The organism is Mesorhizobium sp. WSM4871 (assembly GCF_055811295.1).
In genome coordinates this window covers 62617-80162 of the sequence record NZ_JBVVPU010000005.1, presented here as the reverse complement: position 1 = coordinate 80162, position 17546 = coordinate 62617, and the positions used below count along the sequence as shown (strand labels likewise).

The 17546-nt window shown below is 63.2% G+C and carries 17 protein-coding genes, 1 tRNA gene and 1 pseudogene; 11 read left to right on the top strand and 8 right to left on the bottom strand.

Annotated elements, in window-relative coordinates; all coding sequences use genetic code 11:
* Positions 1-18: 18 nt before the first annotated feature.
* From dgoD to AC0L2H_RS12175, 3 genes are all read left to right on the top strand, one after another.
* Complete coding sequence (gene dgoD / locus AC0L2H_RS12185; protein ID WP_473590446.1) at positions 19-1191, top strand: galactonate dehydratase; 1173 nt, start codon at positions 19-21, stop codon at positions 1189-1191.
* A 7-nt stretch (positions 1192-1198) separates the two neighbouring features.
* Positions 1199-1975: an SDR family oxidoreductase gene (locus AC0L2H_RS12180; RefSeq protein WP_473590445.1), complete on the top strand. Its 777-nt coding sequence runs from the start codon at positions 1199-1201 to the stop codon at positions 1973-1975.
* A 65-nt stretch (positions 1976-2040) separates the two neighbouring features.
* A complete protein-coding gene (locus tag AC0L2H_RS12175; protein WP_473590444.1) occupies positions 2041-2790 on the top strand; it encodes a FadR/GntR family transcriptional regulator in 750 nt (249 codons plus the stop codon).
* A gap of 55 nt (positions 2791-2845) precedes the next feature.
* Here the strand turns inward: AC0L2H_RS12175 and tig are convergent, their stop codons facing one another.
* Positions 2846-4312, bottom strand: a complete 1467-nt coding sequence (tig, locus tag AC0L2H_RS12170) for a trigger factor (RefSeq protein ID WP_473590720.1) — start codon at positions 4310-4312, stop codon at positions 2846-2848.
* Between the two features lie 450 nt (positions 4313-4762).
* On the opposite strand from tig, the gene AC0L2H_RS12165 reads away from it, so the two are divergent.
* Positions 4763-4847 (top strand) — tRNA-Leu (locus tag AC0L2H_RS12165).
* Positions 4848-4974: 127 nt separating this feature from the next.
* On the opposite strand, the gene AC0L2H_RS12160 is transcribed toward AC0L2H_RS12165, so the two are convergent.
* Positions 4975-5559 (bottom strand): GDYXXLXY domain-containing protein, encoded by a 585-nt coding sequence (locus AC0L2H_RS12160; protein WP_473590443.1) that lies wholly within the window; start codon positions 5557-5559, stop codon positions 4975-4977.
* Positions 5556-6674: a DUF2157 domain-containing protein gene (locus AC0L2H_RS12155; protein WP_473590442.1), complete on the bottom strand. Its 1119-nt coding sequence runs from the start codon at positions 6672-6674 to the stop codon at positions 5556-5558. Before AC0L2H_RS12155 ends, AC0L2H_RS12160 begins: the two co-directional genes overlap by 4 nt.
* 237 nt (positions 6675-6911) lie before the next feature.
* Here AC0L2H_RS12155 and AC0L2H_RS12150 point away from each other — a divergent pair, with 237 nt between their 5' ends.
* Positions 6912-7052, top strand: coding sequence for a DUF1127 domain-containing protein (locus AC0L2H_RS12150; protein ID WP_006335194.1), 141 nt, complete (start codon positions 6912-6914; stop codon positions 7050-7052).
* A gap of 53 nt (positions 7053-7105) precedes the next feature.
* Positions 7106-7246: a DUF1127 domain-containing protein gene (locus tag AC0L2H_RS12145; protein WP_120017849.1), complete on the top strand. Its 141-nt coding sequence runs from the start codon at positions 7106-7108 to the stop codon at positions 7244-7246.
* Between the two features lie 381 nt (positions 7247-7627).
* Here AC0L2H_RS12145 and AC0L2H_RS12140 read toward each other — a convergent pair whose 3' ends face one another.
* Positions 7628-8527 carry a LysR family transcriptional regulator gene (locus tag AC0L2H_RS12140; protein ID WP_473590441.1) on the bottom strand — a complete coding sequence of 300 codons (900 nt, stop codon included), beginning with the start codon at positions 8525-8527 and terminating at the stop codon, positions 7628-7630.
* A gap of 132 nt (positions 8528-8659) precedes the next feature.
* On the opposite strand from AC0L2H_RS12140, the pseudogene AC0L2H_RS12135 reads away from it, so the two are divergent.
* The 4 genes and pseudogenes from AC0L2H_RS12135 to AC0L2H_RS12120 all read left to right on the top strand — a co-directional run bounded on the left by AC0L2H_RS12135 (position 8660) and on the right by AC0L2H_RS12120 (position 11500).
* A pseudogene (locus AC0L2H_RS12135) lies at positions 8660-9138 on the top strand (carboxymuconolactone decarboxylase family protein).
* Between the two features lie 64 nt (positions 9139-9202).
* Entirely contained in the window at positions 9203-9955 is a 753-nt protein-coding gene (locus AC0L2H_RS12130) for an SDR family oxidoreductase (protein ID WP_473590440.1), read from the top strand.
* A 58-nt stretch (positions 9956-10013) separates the two neighbouring features.
* Positions 10014-10442, top strand: coding sequence for a cupin domain-containing protein (locus AC0L2H_RS12125; RefSeq protein WP_473590439.1), 429 nt, complete (start codon positions 10014-10016; stop codon positions 10440-10442).
* Between the two features lie 68 nt (positions 10443-10510).
* Entirely contained in the window at positions 10511-11500 is a 990-nt protein-coding gene (locus AC0L2H_RS12120) for a mechanosensitive ion channel family protein (RefSeq protein WP_473590438.1), read from the top strand.
* Positions 11501-11525: 25 nt separating this feature from the next.
* Here AC0L2H_RS12120 and AC0L2H_RS12115 read toward each other — a convergent pair whose 3' ends face one another.
* Positions 11526-12014 (bottom strand): RrF2 family transcriptional regulator, encoded by a 489-nt coding sequence (locus tag AC0L2H_RS12115; protein ID WP_473590437.1) that lies wholly within the window; start codon positions 12012-12014, stop codon positions 11526-11528.
* 170 nt (positions 12015-12184) lie between these two features.
* Here AC0L2H_RS12115 and trmFO point away from each other — a divergent pair, with 170 nt between their 5' ends.
* The gene (gene trmFO, locus AC0L2H_RS12110; RefSeq protein ID WP_473590436.1) at positions 12185-13594 is read left to right on the top strand and encodes a methylenetetrahydrofolate--tRNA-(uracil(54)-C(5))-methyltransferase (FADH(2)-oxidizing) TrmFO; all 1410 of its coding nucleotides are present in this window, start codon (positions 12185-12187) and stop codon (positions 13592-13594) included.
* Between the two features lie 65 nt (positions 13595-13659).
* Here trmFO and AC0L2H_RS12105 read toward each other — a convergent pair whose 3' ends face one another.
* From AC0L2H_RS12105 to secDF, 3 genes are read right to left on the bottom strand one after another with little or no spacing between them, the layout of a single operon-like run.
* Positions 13660-14508, bottom strand: a complete 849-nt coding sequence (locus tag AC0L2H_RS12105; RefSeq protein ID WP_473590435.1) for a phytoene/squalene synthase family protein — start codon at positions 14506-14508, stop codon at positions 13660-13662.
* Position 14509: 1 nt separating this feature from the next.
* Positions 14510-14899 carry an Mth938-like domain-containing protein gene (locus AC0L2H_RS12100; RefSeq protein ID WP_473590434.1) on the bottom strand — a complete coding sequence of 130 codons (390 nt, stop codon included), beginning with the start codon at positions 14897-14899 and terminating at the stop codon, positions 14510-14512.
* Between the two features lie 14 nt (positions 14900-14913).
* On the bottom strand, positions 14914-17466 hold the full coding sequence (gene secDF / locus AC0L2H_RS12095) for a protein translocase subunit SecDF (protein WP_473590433.1): 2553 nt from the start codon (positions 17464-17466) through the stop codon (positions 14914-14916).
* Between the last annotated feature and the right edge of the window lie 80 nt (positions 17467-17546).

The following is a 17546-nucleotide window of genomic DNA, read 5'->3' as shown; positions in this document are numbered from 1 at the left end:
TTGCGCGGGAGTTTTCAGGTGAAGATCACAGGCATCGAGACCCGCGTGGTCAATGCGGAAATGCGAAACTGGGTGTTCGTGAAGGTGCTGACCGACGAGCCGGGTCTGCATGGCTGGGGCGAAGCGACACTGGAGTGGAAGACAAGGGCCGTGGTCGGCGCTGTCGAGGATCTGGCGCCGCTGATCGTCGGGCGCGACCCTCGCGACATCGAACAGGCCGTACGGGTCATGCGCAAGCAATCGTTCTGGCGGCTCGGCGCGATCGGCATGAGCGCGATCTCCGGCATCGAGATGGCCTTGTGGGATATCATGGGCAAGCATTTCGGCGTGCCCGTCTGGCGTCTGCTTGGCGGCAAGGTGCGCGACAAGGTCGGCGTCTATACCCATCTCGGCCTTGGCGACATGCGCGCCGTCTATGAGACGATGGAGACCGATCCGCTGGTCGAGCGCGCGCATGCCGTGGTCGAGAAAGGCTATCGCGCCTTCAAGGCGGTGTTCATTCCCTACACCCACTACCATGCGCCGCTGCCCGATGTGGACAAGGTGGCGCGGCTGATGGAGGCGCTGCGCAAGGCGGTTGGCCCCGGAATTGAGATCATGGTCGATTTTCATGGCCGCCCGGCGTCGGTTGGCGCAGCACTTGCCTATATCGACGCCCTCGCCCCCGGCCGGCCGATGTTTGTCGAGGAGCCGCTGCCGCCCGGCGACACAGCCGGGCTGAAGGCGCTCGCCGCCCGCACCTCGGTGCCGCTGGCGACCGGCGAGCGGCTGGTCGAACGCGCGGAGTTCGTCGAATTGCTGTCAGCCAGCGCGGTCAGCATCATCCAGCCCGACATCTGCCATTGCGGCGGTCTCTCCGAGGCCAAGAAGATCGCAGCCCATGCCGAGGCCGTCGGCGTCGGCGTCGCTCCCCATAACCCGCTCGGGCCGATCGCCGGCGTCGCTGCCCTGCACTTCGCCGTCTCGACGCCGAACCATGTCATCCAGGAGGAAATGGTCGGCGCGGTGCCGTGGTATTTCGACGTGGTCAAGGGTCCGATCCGCATGGTCGACGGTTTCTGGCAGGTGCCGGAGGCGCCCGGTCTGGGCATCGAGGTTGACGAGGCGGCTTGCGCGCGCCATCCCTTCGCGCCCGAGGTGCTGCATACGCAGAACGCCGTGATGCCGGACGGCACGATCGTCGACTGGTGAGGGTGAAATGACCGGACGCCTGCAGGACAAGGTCGCGATCATAACCGGCGCCGGGCGCGGCATCGGCGAAGCGATCGCCCGCGCCTTCCATCGCGAAGGCGCGAAGGTCGTCATCGCCGAGATCGACGAGGCGACCGGCGAGGCGGTCGCAAAGGATCTTTCGCCAAACAGGACAAGCGTCCTGTTTGTGCCTTGCGACGTCCGCCAGACCGCTTCCGTCGAAGCCGTCGCTACGCTGGCGAAAGAGAGCTTTGGCCGGATCGACATCCTCGTCAACAATGCCGGCGTCAACGTCTTTCACGATCCGCTGGAGACGAGCGAAGCCGAATGGCGGCGCTGCTTCGACATCGATCTCGACGGCGTCTGGCGCATGAGCAAGGCCGTGCTGCCGGCCATGCTCGACCAGGGCGCCGGCTCGATCGTCAACATCGCCTCCACGCACAGTTTTTCGATCATCCCCGGTTGCTTCCCCTACCCCGTCGCCAAGCACGGGCTCCTCGGCCTTACCCGTGCGCTCGGCATCGACTACGCGGCCAGGGGGGTGCGGGTGAACGCCATCGCGCCCGGCTACATCGAGACGCAGATCGCCGTCGACTACTGGAATACGTTTCCGGACCCCGAGGCGGAGCGGCGGCGTACCTATGATCTGCATCCGCAAAAACGCATCGGCAAACCCGAGGAGGTGGCCATGACGGCGCTGTTCCTCGCCTCCGACGAGGCGCCCTTCCTCAACGCCGCCTGCATCGTCGTCGATGGCGGCCGCTCGGTGCTCTATCATGACTGACCGCGGCGTTGCGCGGCGCGCCGGTCGCGCCTATGAGTTGCAGGCTGGAGAAGGGTCGGGAAATCATGGCGTCTGATCTTGGCGTGGCTGAAGACGGTTCGTTGCGCCGCGTCGAGGCCGAAGGCGGTGGTGGCAGCCGTATCCACGATTCCGTGGTCAACGTGCTTGGCAGCCGCATCCTTGGCGGCGCCTACCGGCCGGGCGAAGTGCTGCCGCGCGAGGAAGAGCTCTGCGCCATGCTCGGCGTCAGCCGCACCTCGGTGCGCGAAGCGGTCAAGGTACTGTCGGCCAAGGGGCTGGTGGAGGCGCGCCGCCGGGTTGGCGTGCGCGTGCTGTCGCGCGACGACTGGCGGCTGCTCGATCCCGTGGTGCTGAGCTGGCACCCGGATATCCAGAACGACAGCGAGCTGATCTCCGGCCTGATCGAGGCGCGCCGCATTTTTGAGCCGGCCGCCGCCGAGCTCGCCGCCAGGCGCGGCACCGGCTCCGACCTCGCCGCGATCGAGGCGGCCTTCAACACCATGCGCGATTCGATCCCGCACAACCTCGACGGTGTCTGCCGGGCGGATCTGGCCTTCCACCGCAGCGTGATCGCGGCCAGCCACAACGTCGTTCTGAAGGGACTGATCGGGATGCTGGAGGCGGCGCTGAGCGCGTCCTTCCTCGTCACCAACAGGCTGATGGAAGCGCAGTCGCGGGCGCTTGCTGCGCATCAGGCCGTGCTCGAGGCGATCCGCATGCGCGACACCGCCGGAGCCAGGGCCGCGATGAACCGGCTGCTCGACATCGCCGCCGACGATCTGCAGGTCGCCTAGAAAAGGAAAAGGCCGCCACGAGGGCGGCCTTTCGCAATTCGGTGGAATACCGCGTTTATTCGTCGTCCTTGGCGGCCTTCTTCTTCGGCGCGGCCTTCTTCTTGGGCTCTTCGGCGTCGTCGGCCTTCTCAGCCTTCTTCGCAGCGGCCTTCTTCGCCGGCTTCGCCTTGGTCGTCTCGGTTTCCTCGTCGTCGGCCATCAGCTCTTCCTTGCTGACCTTGACGTCGGTGACCGAGATCTGGCCGAGCAGATGGTCGACGACCTTCTCCTCGAACATCGGCGCGCGCAGCGTGTTCAGCGCCTCGGGATTGCTGCGGTAGAACTCGAAGGCTTCCTGCTGCTGGTTGGCCGGATAGCGGCGCACCTGCTCGAACAGGCCGCGCTGCAATTCCTCGTCCGACACGGTGACGCCGGCCTTTTCGCCAATCTCGGCCAGAACCAGGCCAAGGCGCACGCGACGCTCGGCAAGGCGCATATATTCGGCGCGCGCCTCTTCTTCCGTCGTCTCCTCGTCGGCGAAGGTGCGGCCGGCGGCTTCGAGATCGCGGGTGACCTGGTTCCAGATGTTGGAGAACTCGGCCTCGACGAGCTTCGACGGCGCCTCGAACGAATAGGCTGCGTCGAGCTGGTCGAGCAGCTGGCGCTTGACCTTCTGGCGCGTCATCGAACCGAACTGGTTCTCGATCTGGGTGCGCACCACCTCACGCAGGCGCTCCAGCGACTCCAGGCCGAGATTCTTGGCCGTCTCGTCGTTGATCTCCAGCGCGCCGGGCTTGGAGACTTCCTTGACGGTGACGTCGAAGGTGGCTTCCTTGCCGGCAAGATGCGCCGCCTGGTAGTTTTCCGGGAAGGTCACGGTGACCTGCTTCTCGTCGCCGGCCTTGGCGCCGATGAGCTGGTCCTCGAAGCCGGGGATGAACTCCTTGGAGCCGAGCACCAGCGGCTGGTCGGTGCCGGCGCCGCCGGCAAAGGCCTCACCGTCGATCTTGCCGACATAGTCGATGCTCACGCGGTCGCCTTCGGCGGCCTTGCCGGTCTTAGGCTCGTAGCTGCGTGCCGATTCGGCGACGCGCTGGACCTGCTCGTCGATCTCGCTGTCAGGCACGTCGAACACCTGGCGCGTCACCTTGATGTCGGAGAAATCCTTGATCTCGATCTCCGGGATGATCTCGTAGTTCAGGCGGAACTCGAAGTCGGCGCCGCCGGCCAGGATCTTCTCGGCCTCCTTCTCGTCCTCGGTCATGATCACTTCAGGCTGCATGGCTGCCTTTTCGCCGCGCCCGGTGATGATCGAACGGGTCGAATCGTTGAGGATCTCGTTGACCACTTCGGCCATGAACGACTTGCCGTAGACCTTGCGCAGGTGCTGCACCGGCACCTTGCCGGGGCGGAAACCGTTGATGCGGACCTTGTTCCTGGCGTCGGAAAGCCGCGCCATCAGCTTGGCCTCCATGTCACCCGCCGGCACGGTGATCTTGATCTCGCGCTTGAGACCGGAGTTGAGCGTTTCGGTGACCTGCATCATAAAACCTTTGTTTCCACCAATGAGGCCGCCAAACGGCTTCTGCCGTTACAACCTGCCGGTATGATCTTTGCCGGGAATGGCTTTTGGCGCGGGACTTCAGGGTTTTGCCCGCCCAACGCGGCTCAAATCCTCAGGAAATACGCTCCAAAATGTGAATAAGTCTTTGTTTTTCCTACTTCTTATCACATTCAGCAGAAGCGGATCGTCGCGTCCCGTCACATTCGACACGCCTTTTGTCACAGGCGCGGCCGATTTTCAACCATCTTCGCAACTACAGCGCCGCGCGTCCTCCTGGACCCGCAAAGGACGCTGTAGCACCCTGATTCTGGCGCATGACCCTTCCCGAAGATCGATTTTTCGATTTTCGGGATCATGCGCCGGCCAATAACCGCTGATGTGGCCTGCGACATTGACAGAATGATGGCTACATGGGATTGGCCGGGCAATGCGGATGTGGCGGAATTGGTAGACGCCCTGGATTTAGGTTCCAGTGCCGAAAGGCGTGGGGGTTCGAGTCCCTTCATCCGCACCACCCTTCGCTCTGGCGAGCTTCGGGTGGCGGGCCACCCTGAAGCTCGTCAAAGCGAAGGGTGTCCTCCGAAGCCTTGGCGAAGGAGGACGGCGCACTGTCCAGCAGTTAACGCCGACACCTATGCGCGCTAATAAAGCGGTTCCTCGAACAGCGTCTTGTCGCCGTCCATCAGCGCCTTGATCTGCGCCGTGCCGTCCCTGGCGAGCGCGATGCGAATGCCGAACGGCCGCACCCGCATGTCGTTCTGGATCGCCATCCCCTCGCCTTCCGGCAGATAGAACCGCTCGATGCCGTAGTCCGGCGCGATCGTCGTTTCTGGCGTGCTCAGATTCCAACCTTCGGCGACGTGCCCGGCGATATCGGCCTCGTCGGCTGCGGCCGGCGCCGGCGCCTGCCCGAACCAGGCGGCAATCGGCTGCCAATAGCCGTCGGCGCCCGGTTTCAGCCTGACCACGATCGGCGTGTCGTCGCTCGTGAGTTTGCCAGCCGGAATGTTGGCGATGAGCTTCACCGGGATCCGCGAGATGTCATAGCCGAGGCGAATATAGTCGCCGCGCAGGAGGTCGCGCGGATCGACCGGCTCGACCTTCAGGAGAACCTCCTTCCCGTCGCGCAGGATCGCCGCCCGGCCGGCGATGATCCAGCTCAAAAAGCCGATCTGGACGAGGGCCAGCACCAGCGCCGAGATGACAAGTCTTTTTCCGGTCATCATGCTCCCGCTCCTTCCAGGCCAGGCGCCTTCATGCGTTTTTCAATACGGATGATGACAAAGGCAAGGATGCCGAGAAGCACTGCGGCCGCCAGGAAGAAGCCTGCCGTATCGAGCATCGACTGCAGCATCACCACATAGATGAGGGCGAGCTCGAAGGCGAAGCCGGCATAGGCAACCCAGCGCAGCCCCCTGCTCTCGCGGCCGCCGAGCACGATTGCCGCGGCAATGCCGGCGAGCGCCACGGCCGAGGCAAGGGCAAAGCCGCTGGTGTAGCTCGCTTCATTGGCCAGCTGGAACTGGATCATCGCCAGGCCGGTGAGGAAGCCGATCAGCGCGTGCAGGGGCAGCCGGCCGCCAAGCTGCAGGATCCTATCGACAGGACCGGCGGCGAAGATCGCCGCTGCGAACAGCAGCACCGAAACGACCACGAGCGGAATAGCGACCTGCAGCGTCTCGTAGTCCATCGCCACCAGCACGAGATAGAAGATGACCGACAGGATGATCAGGTGCCGCGCCACCTGGCTGCGGGTCCAGAATGAAATGCCGAACAGCACGATCGCGATGACGACGAAGAGATGCGGAAATTCCGTGCGCCGGAAATAGTCGAACCCCTTCAGGAACAGCCAGGCATCGGCGATGCCGACGGCAGCGACGGTCAGCGGGTTCGAGCGCAGCGCGACGGCCGCCAGCGTCGTGCCAGCACCCCAGGTGATGAGGGCCGATGCCTCGTCGCCAGACAGATGGTACATCTGGCCGATCAGCGCGATCGATCCGCCGAAGGCCGCGGCGGCGACGATCCACAGCGCCTCGCCGATCGCCGCATGGTCGCGCATCTTCAGCACCGCGCCGCCGACATAGCCGGCCAGGATGATGGCGAACAGCGCCGCCACCCGCGCCAGCCGCGGAATGGCTTCCCAATTGGCGGCGACGAAGATCAGGATGGCCGCGCCGAACAGCAGCGCCGCCATCATCGCCAGGATCGAACCGAAGCTCAGCGATTTGCGTTCATTGGCCTCGACGTCGCGCGTCAGCGCGCCGGCCGTCGGGACATCGATCAGGCCGGCCTGCGCCCATCGTGCAATATCGGCCCTTACCCGTGACGAATAGCTCGCCATGCCTTCTCCCCATTGCTTGGTCGTTTTTTCAGCCGAGCCGGACAAGCCGTTGACGCCAAGGCATTTTCCAATTCGGGCTTCTTTGTGTCGAAGCCGAGAGCGCCTCGTGATGTTGCATTGCACAATTTGCATTGCTGCCATGCAGCGATAGCGCTTTTAAACCGATATGATCCCACCTATTTTCACGGCGTACACAAAGACGGAATGATCCGAAAGAAAGACGAAACGAGAAATACCATGAACTTGATCCGCAACTACCGCAACTGGCGCCGCTACCGGGACACCGTTTCCGAGCTGAGCCGCCTGAGCAACCGTGAACTGACCGACCTCGGCATCAGCCGCAGCGACATCCACTACGTCGCTCGCAAGGCGGTCTAGTCCCTTCGGACCGCAAATGGTCCGAACCAGTTTTGAGAGAAAAGAGAACGTCAATGAACCTGATCCGCAACTATCGTAACTGGCGCGTTTACCGCGACACCGTTAACGAGCTGGGTCGCCTTTCGAACCGCCAGCTCCATGATCTCGGCATCATCCGCGACGAGATCAAGACCGTCGCCCGCAAGGCGATCTGAATTTCGTCAGGGTCGACCTCCTCCCCGACCCTGACGGATACGGTCAGCCTTCACCTCCTCCCGAGGGTTGACCACAAAAACGGCGCCCGCCGCACCTCCTCCCGCGGCGGGCGCTGTTTCCAAGGGCGAAAAATTCGTCCCGGGGTGAAAGAATTTCGTCCAAAGGCGGAACGAGTTTTGTCCGCAGGGGTTTCGCTCCCTTCAACAGGCGAAAGAGATTTCGTCAGAGCCGACCTCCTCCCCGGCGATGGCGAATACGGTCGATCTTCACCTCCTCCCGAGGGTCGACCACCAAAACGACACCCGCCGGACCTCCTCCCCCGGCGGGTGTTGTTGTTTCAGAGGCGGGTTTTCAGCTGAGCACGCCGTCGATCAGGGCGCTTATGCCGCCATCAGAGCATCGTCGCGAACAGACTGGACAAGAAAGTCGAGCACCGTCGTCACACGCAACGGCATATTCTTGCGGGAGGGATAGACGACGTTGATGGGCAGCCGCGTCGGCGGAAAATCCGGCATCACCTTGACCAGTCTGCCTTTCTCGATGTCTGGCCCGGCCAGGATATGGGAGAGCACCGCGAGCCCGGCTCCGGCCAGCGTTGCCCGATGGACTGCCATCGAATTGTTGGCGACCAGGCGAGGCTCTACCCGCACGACCACTTCATCCACTCCACCGGAGAACGACCATGACCGGCCGTCGCCGGCGCGGCTGTAGCAAATGCAGCAGTGATCGCTGATGTCTTTCAGCGCTCGCGGTATGCCGCGCGCCTCGAGATAGCCGGGCGAAGCCACGAGAAAGGCCGTCGTCCAGCCGATCCTGCGGCACATCAGGCTGCTATCACCGACCGGCCCGAGGCGCACCTCGAGATCGATCGCATCGGCGACCAGATCCGAGGCTTCCTCCCGCAAGACCAGTTCGACGGTAAGGGACGGATGGCTGTCCAGCAATCTTGCGAGGCGGTCGCTGATGGAGAGCCCGAGCGATGCCGGCAGGCTGAGCCGCACTTTTCCAGACACGGTTGCGCCCTCAGTGCCACTCGCTTCGCTCAGCGCTTCTACCGCTTCCACCACGCGCAGAGCCATCGGCAGCACCTGTTCACCCTCGGCCGTTAGGGCAAGCGCGCTCGTGGTACGATGCAGAAGGCGCGTCTTCAGATGCGCTTCCAGCGCGGAGACCTGCCGGGATACTGCTGGCTGGGTCAGGTTGAGGTCGATCGCGGCCGCGGAGAAGGATCTTGTCTGCGCCACCCGCAGGAACGTCCGCAACGCCGATACGATGTCCATCCTCTTCCCCATTACGTTTCGACATAAGCCTTATGTCCACATTCTAGGCGGCAAGCGCTTTACTGTCTAGCTATTATGGATATCAAATGTCCTTAAGGACACATAATGTCCTCAAAACCAGAAGGATAAGCAATGACCCAGCGTTTGAACGCCGCCCAACAATCGCCCGAGCTGTTCAAAAGGTCTCCGAGCTCAGCATGGCCGAGGCTCACAGCGCCATCGAAGAGAAGATCCGCGATCTCGTCCACATCAGGGCATCGCAGATCAATGCCTGCGCCTTCTGCCTCGACATGCATGTCAAGGAAGCGAAGATCCACGGCGAGAGCGAACTGCGGCTCTATCATATCGCCGTCTGGAGGGAATCGACCCTGTTCATTCCGCGTGAACGCGCCGCCCTAGCCTGGACGGAAGCCGTCACCAAACTCCCCGAAGGCGGCATCCCCGACGACCTCTATGAGCGCGTGCGCGGCCAGCTATCGGAAAAGGAAATCTCAGATCTGACCTTCTCGATCATGGCCATCAACGCCTGGAACCGCGTCAGTGTCGCCTTCAAGGCAGTGCCCGGCTCCGCGGACAAGTTTTACGGCCTCGACAAGGCCGGACTGAACTAACGCGTTTCCCAGAGCAACCCATCGATCGACGCGGCCCGACAGCGCGCCGCAAACGGAGAGCATCATGAAAATCGTCATCATCGGCGGAACCGGCCTCATCGGCACCAAAACCACCGAACGCCTGCGCAAGCAGGGTCACGAGGTAATCGCCGCTGCCCCGAATACCGGCGTCAACACGATCACCGGCGAAGGGCTGAAAGAGGCGCTGACCGACGCCGAGGTCGTGATCGATCTCGCTAACTCACCCTCCTTCGAGGACCAGGCCGCCATGGATTTCTTCACGATTTCCGGTCGCAATCTGCTTGCGGCAGGCAAGGAGGCCGGGGTCAAGCACCACATCGCGCTCTCGGTTGTGGGAACCGAACGCTTGCAGGATTGCGGCTATTTCCGCGCCAAGCTCGTCCAGGAACAGCTGATCAAGGCGTCAGGCATTCCCTACACCATCGTTCATTCCACCCAGTTCATGGAATTCCTCGCAGGCATCGCCAGATCTGGCACGGTCCGTGACGCCGTGCATCTGTCGCCGGCCTATGTGCAGCCCATCGCGTCCGACGATGTCGCCGACGTCATGGCCGAGGTCGCGCTCGCGGTGCCGATCAACGGCATGATCGAGATTTCCGGTCCGGAGCGCGCGCGGATGAGCGAGCTCGTCACCCGCTACCTCAAGGCTGTCGGCGATCCCCGCGAGGTGGTGGCAGATCCGGAGGCGCTCTATTTTGGTGCGCGGCTGAACGACAACTCGCTCGTCTCCGACGACGATCCCCGTCTTGGCCACGTCACCTTCGAGCAATGGTTCGCCACTGCGGCGCGGAAATGACCGCCGGGCTGCGCCTCAGCCAGGCGCAGCATATTGCTCAACCCAAAGGAGTTTCGAAATGATCAAATCAATCGTCGCCGCCCTTATCATGACGGCTGCCATGGCCGACCCGGCCGGAGCCACAGATACCCATCCCGCCGGCGAAAAAGCCGCCAAGGTCACCCTCGTCTATGAGCATGAACTGCCGAATGCGCCGGGCAAGAGCATCAAGGGCATCCTGGTCGAATACGGCCCCGGCGGCTACTCGGAGGCGCATACCCATCCTAGCTCGGCCTTCATTTATGCGACGGTTTTGGAAGGCTCGATCCGCAGCCAGGTCAATGACGACCCGGCCACGGTCTACAAGGCCGGCGAGAGCTTCTCGGAGATGCCGGGCGATCGCCATAGCGTGAGCGAGAATGGCAGCGAGACAAAGCCGGCAAAGCTGCTGGCCGTCTTCGTGGTCGATACCGCCCAGAAGGAGTTGACCTATCCGGTCACGAAGTAGGCCGTAAAGGCCGGGCGCCTTGCCGGCGTCCCGGCCCTGCCTTCGAGTTTGTATCATATCGAGGACCCATGTTCGGCGATCATCAATTCCTGACCCTGGTCTTGATCAACCTTCTAGGGCTTGCCGGCGTTGTCGTCTGGTGTTTCCAGGGTCGCGGGCGTCCGATGGCACGCCTGATCGTCCAGATCCTGTTCTTCGCCGGCATGACCGCGGTGCTCGGCTTCAGCGGTATCCTGCCGCATTGGCTGGCCGAGACAGATTTCACAGAGATCCAAGGCTCGGGCGCATATCTGGCGATGTCGGCGCGGATCCTCTGGTGGATACACCTTGCCTGGACGCTCGTCGGCTTTGTGCGCCTCTACATCGTCGTCGAACACCGGCCGCGAGAAGCGCGCCTGCTACAGGAATTGGTCGTCGCTGTTATCTATCTCGGCGTGGCGCTGTCGATAACGGGTTTCGTCTTTGGACTTCCCGTCGCAACGTTGGCGGCGACATCGGGCGTGGTTGCCATCATTGTCGGGCTTGCGCTGCAGAACACGCTTGGTGACGTCTTTTCCGGCATCGCGCTGACGCTGGGCCGACCCTACACGCTCGGCGACTGGATCATGCTGGGTGACGGCACGGAAGGACGCATCGTCGAAACAACCTGGCGCTCCACCCACCTGCTCACCGCTGCCAGCAACATCGTCGTCCTGCCCAACAGCGTGCTGGCGAAGCTCGGCCTGACCAATCTCAGCCGTCCCGACGAGAGGCAGCTAATCAGCGTGAACGTGCGGATCTCCAGGACGCACGCGCCGCATGTCATTGAGGAGGCCATGCATGCGGTCCTCCAGAAATGCCAACGGATCGTCAAGGAGCCGGCGCCGCTTGTCGCGCTCAAGGAGATCGACGCGGTGGCAATCGGGATGGACCTGCTCTTTTGCGTCGCCGGTCCAGCCGATCGGTTGCTCGCCAGGAATGAAGTGATCGACCTTGTCCATCGCCATTGCGACGCGAATGGTCTGTTCCTTGCGATGTCACCGCAGAGCTATGCCGTCGTATTGCCCGGCCACGGCTGACCAGCCGCAAGCGATGGTCATGCGTTCATCCAGCGCGCTCTAGCACCCATTCGAAGCTGTTCTTCCAAAGCTCCGCCGGAATCTCCTGCGCCAGCGCTTCGGTGAGATCGGAGAGCCTGACGCTACGCAATTTTGCCCGCCAGGCCTCATCGGCTTCCCACATGATGCGCGACACCGCGCACGGGCTGCTTTCGCAATAGCCCTGCGGACGGCACGGATTGTTTTCGCGAATATTGGTGCACACAAATGTCCGCGCCTTGCCTTCCACCGCTTCCACGATCTCGAGGAACGTCAGCTCGGCCGGTGGCCGCGCCAACCGGTATCCGCCTGACGGACCGAGCGTCGCATCGACCAGGCCCGCCTGCGACAGGCTTTGCAGTGCCTTGGATAGATACTCCTTGGGAAGGCCATGAAACTCGGCGAGCGCTTTTGTGGAGAGATATCGCCCTGCGGGCAGGCCTGCGAGAATGGCGCAGCAGTGCAGCGCCCATTCGACTTGGCTTTTCAGGATCATCAATGGATTCCGGGTCGATACCGATCGAGCCTATATATTAAGGATATTAAATATCCCTATTTTGCGGCGGTGTAAACAGACAGCTTCTGGCGGGGTGGTTACGGCCGAGCACGGTCACGCTTTCAGCCGACCAATTGCAAACGGCGCGCCAAGCGATTATTCCGGCGCTCATGAGCAACGATCCCATCCACATCGTCGGCGGCGGCCTCGCCGGCTCCGAAGCCGCATGGCAGTCAGCCGAGGCCGGCATTCCCGTCGTGTTGCATGAAATGCGGCCCGTGCGCGGCACCGATGCGCACAAGACCGAGGGGCTGGCCGAGCTGGTCTGTTCGAACTCCTTCCGCTCCGACGATGCCGAGACCAACGCGGTCGGCCTGCTGCACGCCGAAATGCGGCTGGCCGGATCGCTGATCATGAGCGCCGGCGATGCCAACCAGGTGCCGGCCGGTGGCGCGCTGGCCGTCGACCGCGACGGGTTTTCGCGGGCTGTGACCAAAAAGCTGGAAGCCCACCCGCTGATCACCATCCAGCGCGAGGAAGTGCCGGGCCTGCCGCCGGCGGACTGGGACCAGGCGATCATCGCCACCGGACCGCTGACGGCGCCCTCGCTCGCCCAGTCGATCGCCGAAGCGACCGGCGCCGACGCGCTTGCCTTCTTCGACGCCATCGCGCCGATCATCCATTTCGACACGATCGACATGAACGTCTGCTGGTTCCAGTCGCGCTACGACAAGGTCGGCCCCGGCGGCACCGGCAAGGACTACATCAACTGTCCCCTGGACAAGGAGCAGTATCTCGCCTTCGTGCAGGCGCTTGTCGCCGGCCAGAAGACCGAGTTCAAGCAATGGGAAGGCACGCCCTATTTCGACGGCTGCCTGCCGATCGAGGTGATGGCCGAACGCGGCGTCGAGACGCTGCGCCATGGACCGATGAAGCCGATGGGGCTGACCAATGCCCACAATCCCGCTGTGAAAGCCTATGCCGTCGTGCAGCTTCGCCAGGACAACGCGCTGGGCACGCTCTACAACATGGTCGGTTTCCAGACCAAGCTGAAGCATGCCGAGCAGGTACGGGTATTCCGCACCATCCCCGGCCTCGAAAATGCAGATTTCGCCCGCCTCGGCGGCCTGCACCGCAACACCTACATCAACTCGCCGACGCTGCTGGACCAATCGCTGCAGTTGAAGTCGCGGCCCGGCTTGCGCTTTGCCGGCCAGATCACCGGCTGCGAGGGCTATGTCGAGAGTGCCGCCATCGGCCTGTTGGCCGGACGCTTCGCCGCCGCCGAGCGGCTCGGCCATCAGGCCTCGCTGCCGCCGCTGACCACGGCTTTCGGCGCGCTGCTCAACCACATCACCGGCGGCCACATCGTGTCCGACGATGAGCCGGGCAAGCGATCCTTCCAGCCGATGAACGTCAATTTCGGCCTGTTCCCGCCGGTGGAAGCACCGAAAGCCGAGGGCAAGCGCCTGCGTGGCAAGGACAAGATCGTCGCCAAGCGGCGCGCCGTGACATCGCGGGCCCTGGCCGATTGCCGCCGATGGCTGGGCTTGCCCGCGCGGGCGGAAGCAGCGGAGTAGTTCTCTTGAGTGGCCGCGCAGGGCGCGCGTGAAGGCCTCGATTGAGGATATGATTGACGTCTACGTCAAATGGGCGGCCAGCCCTTCGATGCACGGCGCAAGAGCAGCCAATGCCGGCGCAAGGCTGACAGCCGCACCACGCGATCGAGCGGCGAACGGCTTTCCATCCTGGCGAGATAGGCGCGTGTCAGGGCAAGCGGCAGATAGGCCGGGCGCAACGAAGACGGCAGGGCCGGCGCGGCCTGCTCGAAGGCGGCCAGATGCTCGCGCGCCAGCGCGATCATCGCCGCAACGGCGCGTTGCGCGCCAAGGCCGTCATCGCCTTTGACGAACTCTTCCGGCGAGGAGCCGGCCGCCGCAAGGACGTCCGCCGGCACGAAGCATTGGCCGCGCCGGCGATGCAGCGGCAACAGCAGCAGAAGACCGGTCATTGCCTGCGCGCAGCCCGCCCTGCCCGCCAGTTCGGCGAAACGTGGCGCTTCAATGGGATCGAGCACCATCGCCGCAAGCTGGATGAGCGCCGCCGCCGTCTCGCCACAATAGCCTTCAAGGTCGGTGCGCGACGGCATCGGATCGTCGTAAAGGTCGAAAATACGCGCTTCGAGCATATTGTCGAATGCTGGCTTCGGCAGCCTATGAGCGGAAATCGTAGCCTTCAAGGCGTCGGCGACGGGATGGCCGACGCCTGCCCTGTCGTCCGCTTCTCCGGCAATCGTATCGCGCCACCATTGCAGCCGCACCTCGCCTGGCAGCGGCTCATGGATGCGGTCGCGAATGCCCGATATCTCGGCGTTGAAGGCATAAAGCGAAAACAGCGCGTCGCGCTTGTCCGCTGGCGCATAGAGCGCCGAAAGATAACGGTCGTGATCGGCGGCGCGCACCGCTTCCATGACGATTTTGGCGTCGCCGATCATGTCAGTCGATGGCGACGAGCGCGGCAGCCACCGCGCGGTTTTCCGCCAGAAGAACATTGTAGGTCCGCACGGCAGCACCGGTCGACATCGGATCGGAGGCAATGCCCGCCGCTTTCAGCGCGGCACGCAGCGCCGCCGGCAATGGTCTGAGATCCTTGCCGGTGCCGACCAGCAGGATCTCGACCTTGTCGGCCTCATTGAACAGTCTTTCGAAATCCGCCGCCGTCAGCGCGGTAGCGTCGGCCGGCTCCCAGCCATGGATGCCGGACGGCAGACAGAACAGCGAGCCGCGATGCGACATGTCGGCGAAGCGGAAACCGCCATTGCCATAGGCTTCGATCGGCGCTCGGCCGGGGAAGTGCGCCTCGCGGATGACGATGCCTTTTGCCACGGCCGGGGCGGCGGTCAGGTCGCCACGGCTTTGCCGCCGCTCACCGGCTTCTCCTCGTCGGCGGTTGCGGCCCCAGGCCGCAACTTGAACAGGATGAGCAGCGGCGCGGCGATGAAGATCGACGAATAGGTGCCGAAGACGACGCCGAACAGCATTGCCATGGTGAACGAGCGGATCACCTCGCCGCCGAACAGCACCAGCGCCAGCAACGCCAGGATCGTCGTTACCGAGGTCAGCGTCGTTCTCGACAGCGTCTCGTTGATGGCGTTGTTCAACAGCTGCGGCAGCGGCATCTTCTTGTATTTTCTCAGATCCTCGCGGACACGGTCGTAGACGACGATCGTATCGTTCAAGGAATAGCCGATGATGGTCAGGATAGCCGCCAGCGACGATTGGTTGAATTCCAGCCCTGTAATGACGAAGAAGCCAATCGTCATGACCACGTCGTGCACGGTCGCAATGATGGCGCCGACCGCGAACTGCCATTCAAAGCGGAACCAGACATAGATCAGGATGCCGAGCAACGCGACGAGCATGGCGATCGTGCCTTGCTTGGCCAGTTCGCCCGAGACCGTTGGCCCCACAACCTCGACGCGACGGAAGTCGTACTGGTCTTGCAACTCGCCGCGCACCTTGTCGATGACGGTCTGCTCGGCATTCTCGCCGCCGTCCTGGGTGCCGACCCGGATCAGCACGTCATTCGGCGTACCGAACTGCTGCACCTGGATTTCGCCGATGTTGAGCTCTGAAAGCCTGCCGCGAAGGTCGGCAAGGTCAGCGTTGCCGCTTTTCGCCTGCACCTCGATCAGCGAGCCACCCTTGAAGTCGATGCCGTAATTGATGCCGGTGCTCAGGAACAGCACCACTGACAGGATCGACAGCACGCTGGACAGCGCGAAGGTCCAGCGGCGGATGCCCATGAACGGAATTTTCGTGCCGGGCGGAACGAAGGTCACCGGCGCGCGCGGCAACTCCTTCGGCCGGGCGCGGCGCAGCCAGATCGACACCAAAAGGCGGGTGAGGGTGAAGGCCGTGAAGACCGTGGTCAGGATGCCGATGGCGTAGGTGACGGCAAAGCCCTTCACCGGCCCGGTGCCGAGATAGAACAGCACCACGGTCGCGATCAGCGACGTCACGTTGGAATCGACGATGGTCGCCAGCGCCTTGGAGAAGCCGGTGTCGATTGCCTGGATCACCGAGCGGCCGGCTCGTCGCTCCTCGCGGATACGTTCGTAGATGAGAACGTTGGAATCGACCGCCATGCCGATGGTCAGCACGATACCGGCAATGCCCGGCAACGTCAGCGTCGCCCCAAGCAGCGACAACAGCCCGACGATCATCGCCACATGCACCGCCAGCGCAATGTTGGCGAGGAAACCGAGGAAGCCATAGGCGACGAACATGAAGGCGACGACGAGGATCGAACCGATGATGCCGGCGACCTTGCCGGCATGGATGGAATCCTGGCCGAGACCCGGACCGACCGTACGCTCCTCGATCACCGTCAGCGTCGCCGGCAGTGCACCGGCGCGCAGCAGCACGGCGAGATCATTGGCGCTCTCGGCGGTGAAATTGCCCGAAATCTGGCCGGTACCGCCAAGGATCGGCTCGCGGATCTGCGGCGCCGAGATCACCTGATTGTCGAGGATGATGGCAAACAGCTTACCGACATTCTGCGAGGTCGCCTGGCCGAAGCGCGCAGCACCCTTCGAATCGAAGCGGAACGACACCACCGGCTCGTTGTTCTGCGAGTTGTATGTGGCCTGGGCGTCGACGAGGTTTTCGCCCGAAACGATGACGCGATTCTCGATCAGATACGGAACCGGCGGATCGTCCTGCGAATAGAGCACCGATGATCCCGCAGGCGGGCGGCCGTTGAGCGCATCCTGCACCGGCATCGACTGGTCGACCATCTGGAAGGTGAGCTTGGCGGTCTGGCCGAGGATATCCTTCAGCCGCTGAGGATCCTGCAGGCCCGGCACCTGGACCAGGATACGATCATCGCCTTGCCGCTGCACGATCGGCTCTGTCGTGCCGAGTTCGTTGACGCGGCGCTCGACGACCTCGATCGACTGCGTCAGCGCCGCCGACGTGCGGTATTTGATGCCGGCGTCGGTGACGGTGAATTTGAGCAGGCCGGGCTCGGAATCATCCAGCGTCATCTCCTGGATCGAGCCGCCGGTGAACAGGCCGGCCGCAACCGGCTCCGTCAATGTCTTCAACGCCGTCTTGGCCGCTTCGACCTGACTGGGGTCGGTGATGCGTACCTGCACGGTGCGGCCGGATCCGGCAAGGCCGGTATAACCGACCTTGGCGTCGCGCAGCAGCGTCCTGATCTCGTCGCGCGTCGTCTCCAGCCGATCCTTGATCAGATCGTTCGGATCCATCCTGAGCAGGATATGCGAGCCACCCTGCAGATCGAGGCCGAGCGTCATCTGCCGCTTCGGCACCCAATCGGGAAGCTTGGCCAATGTGCTTGCCGAGAACAGATTGGGCGCTGCGAGGATCACCGTGGCGGCAACGGCCAGCCAGATCAGGATCATCTTGAAGCGCGAGAAATAAAGCATCGGTTATCGTCCGTTCAGGCGTACAAGCGGCTGCGTTCCGCCTTCAATTCGGTTATTTCTTGGCATTCCGGTTCGCCACC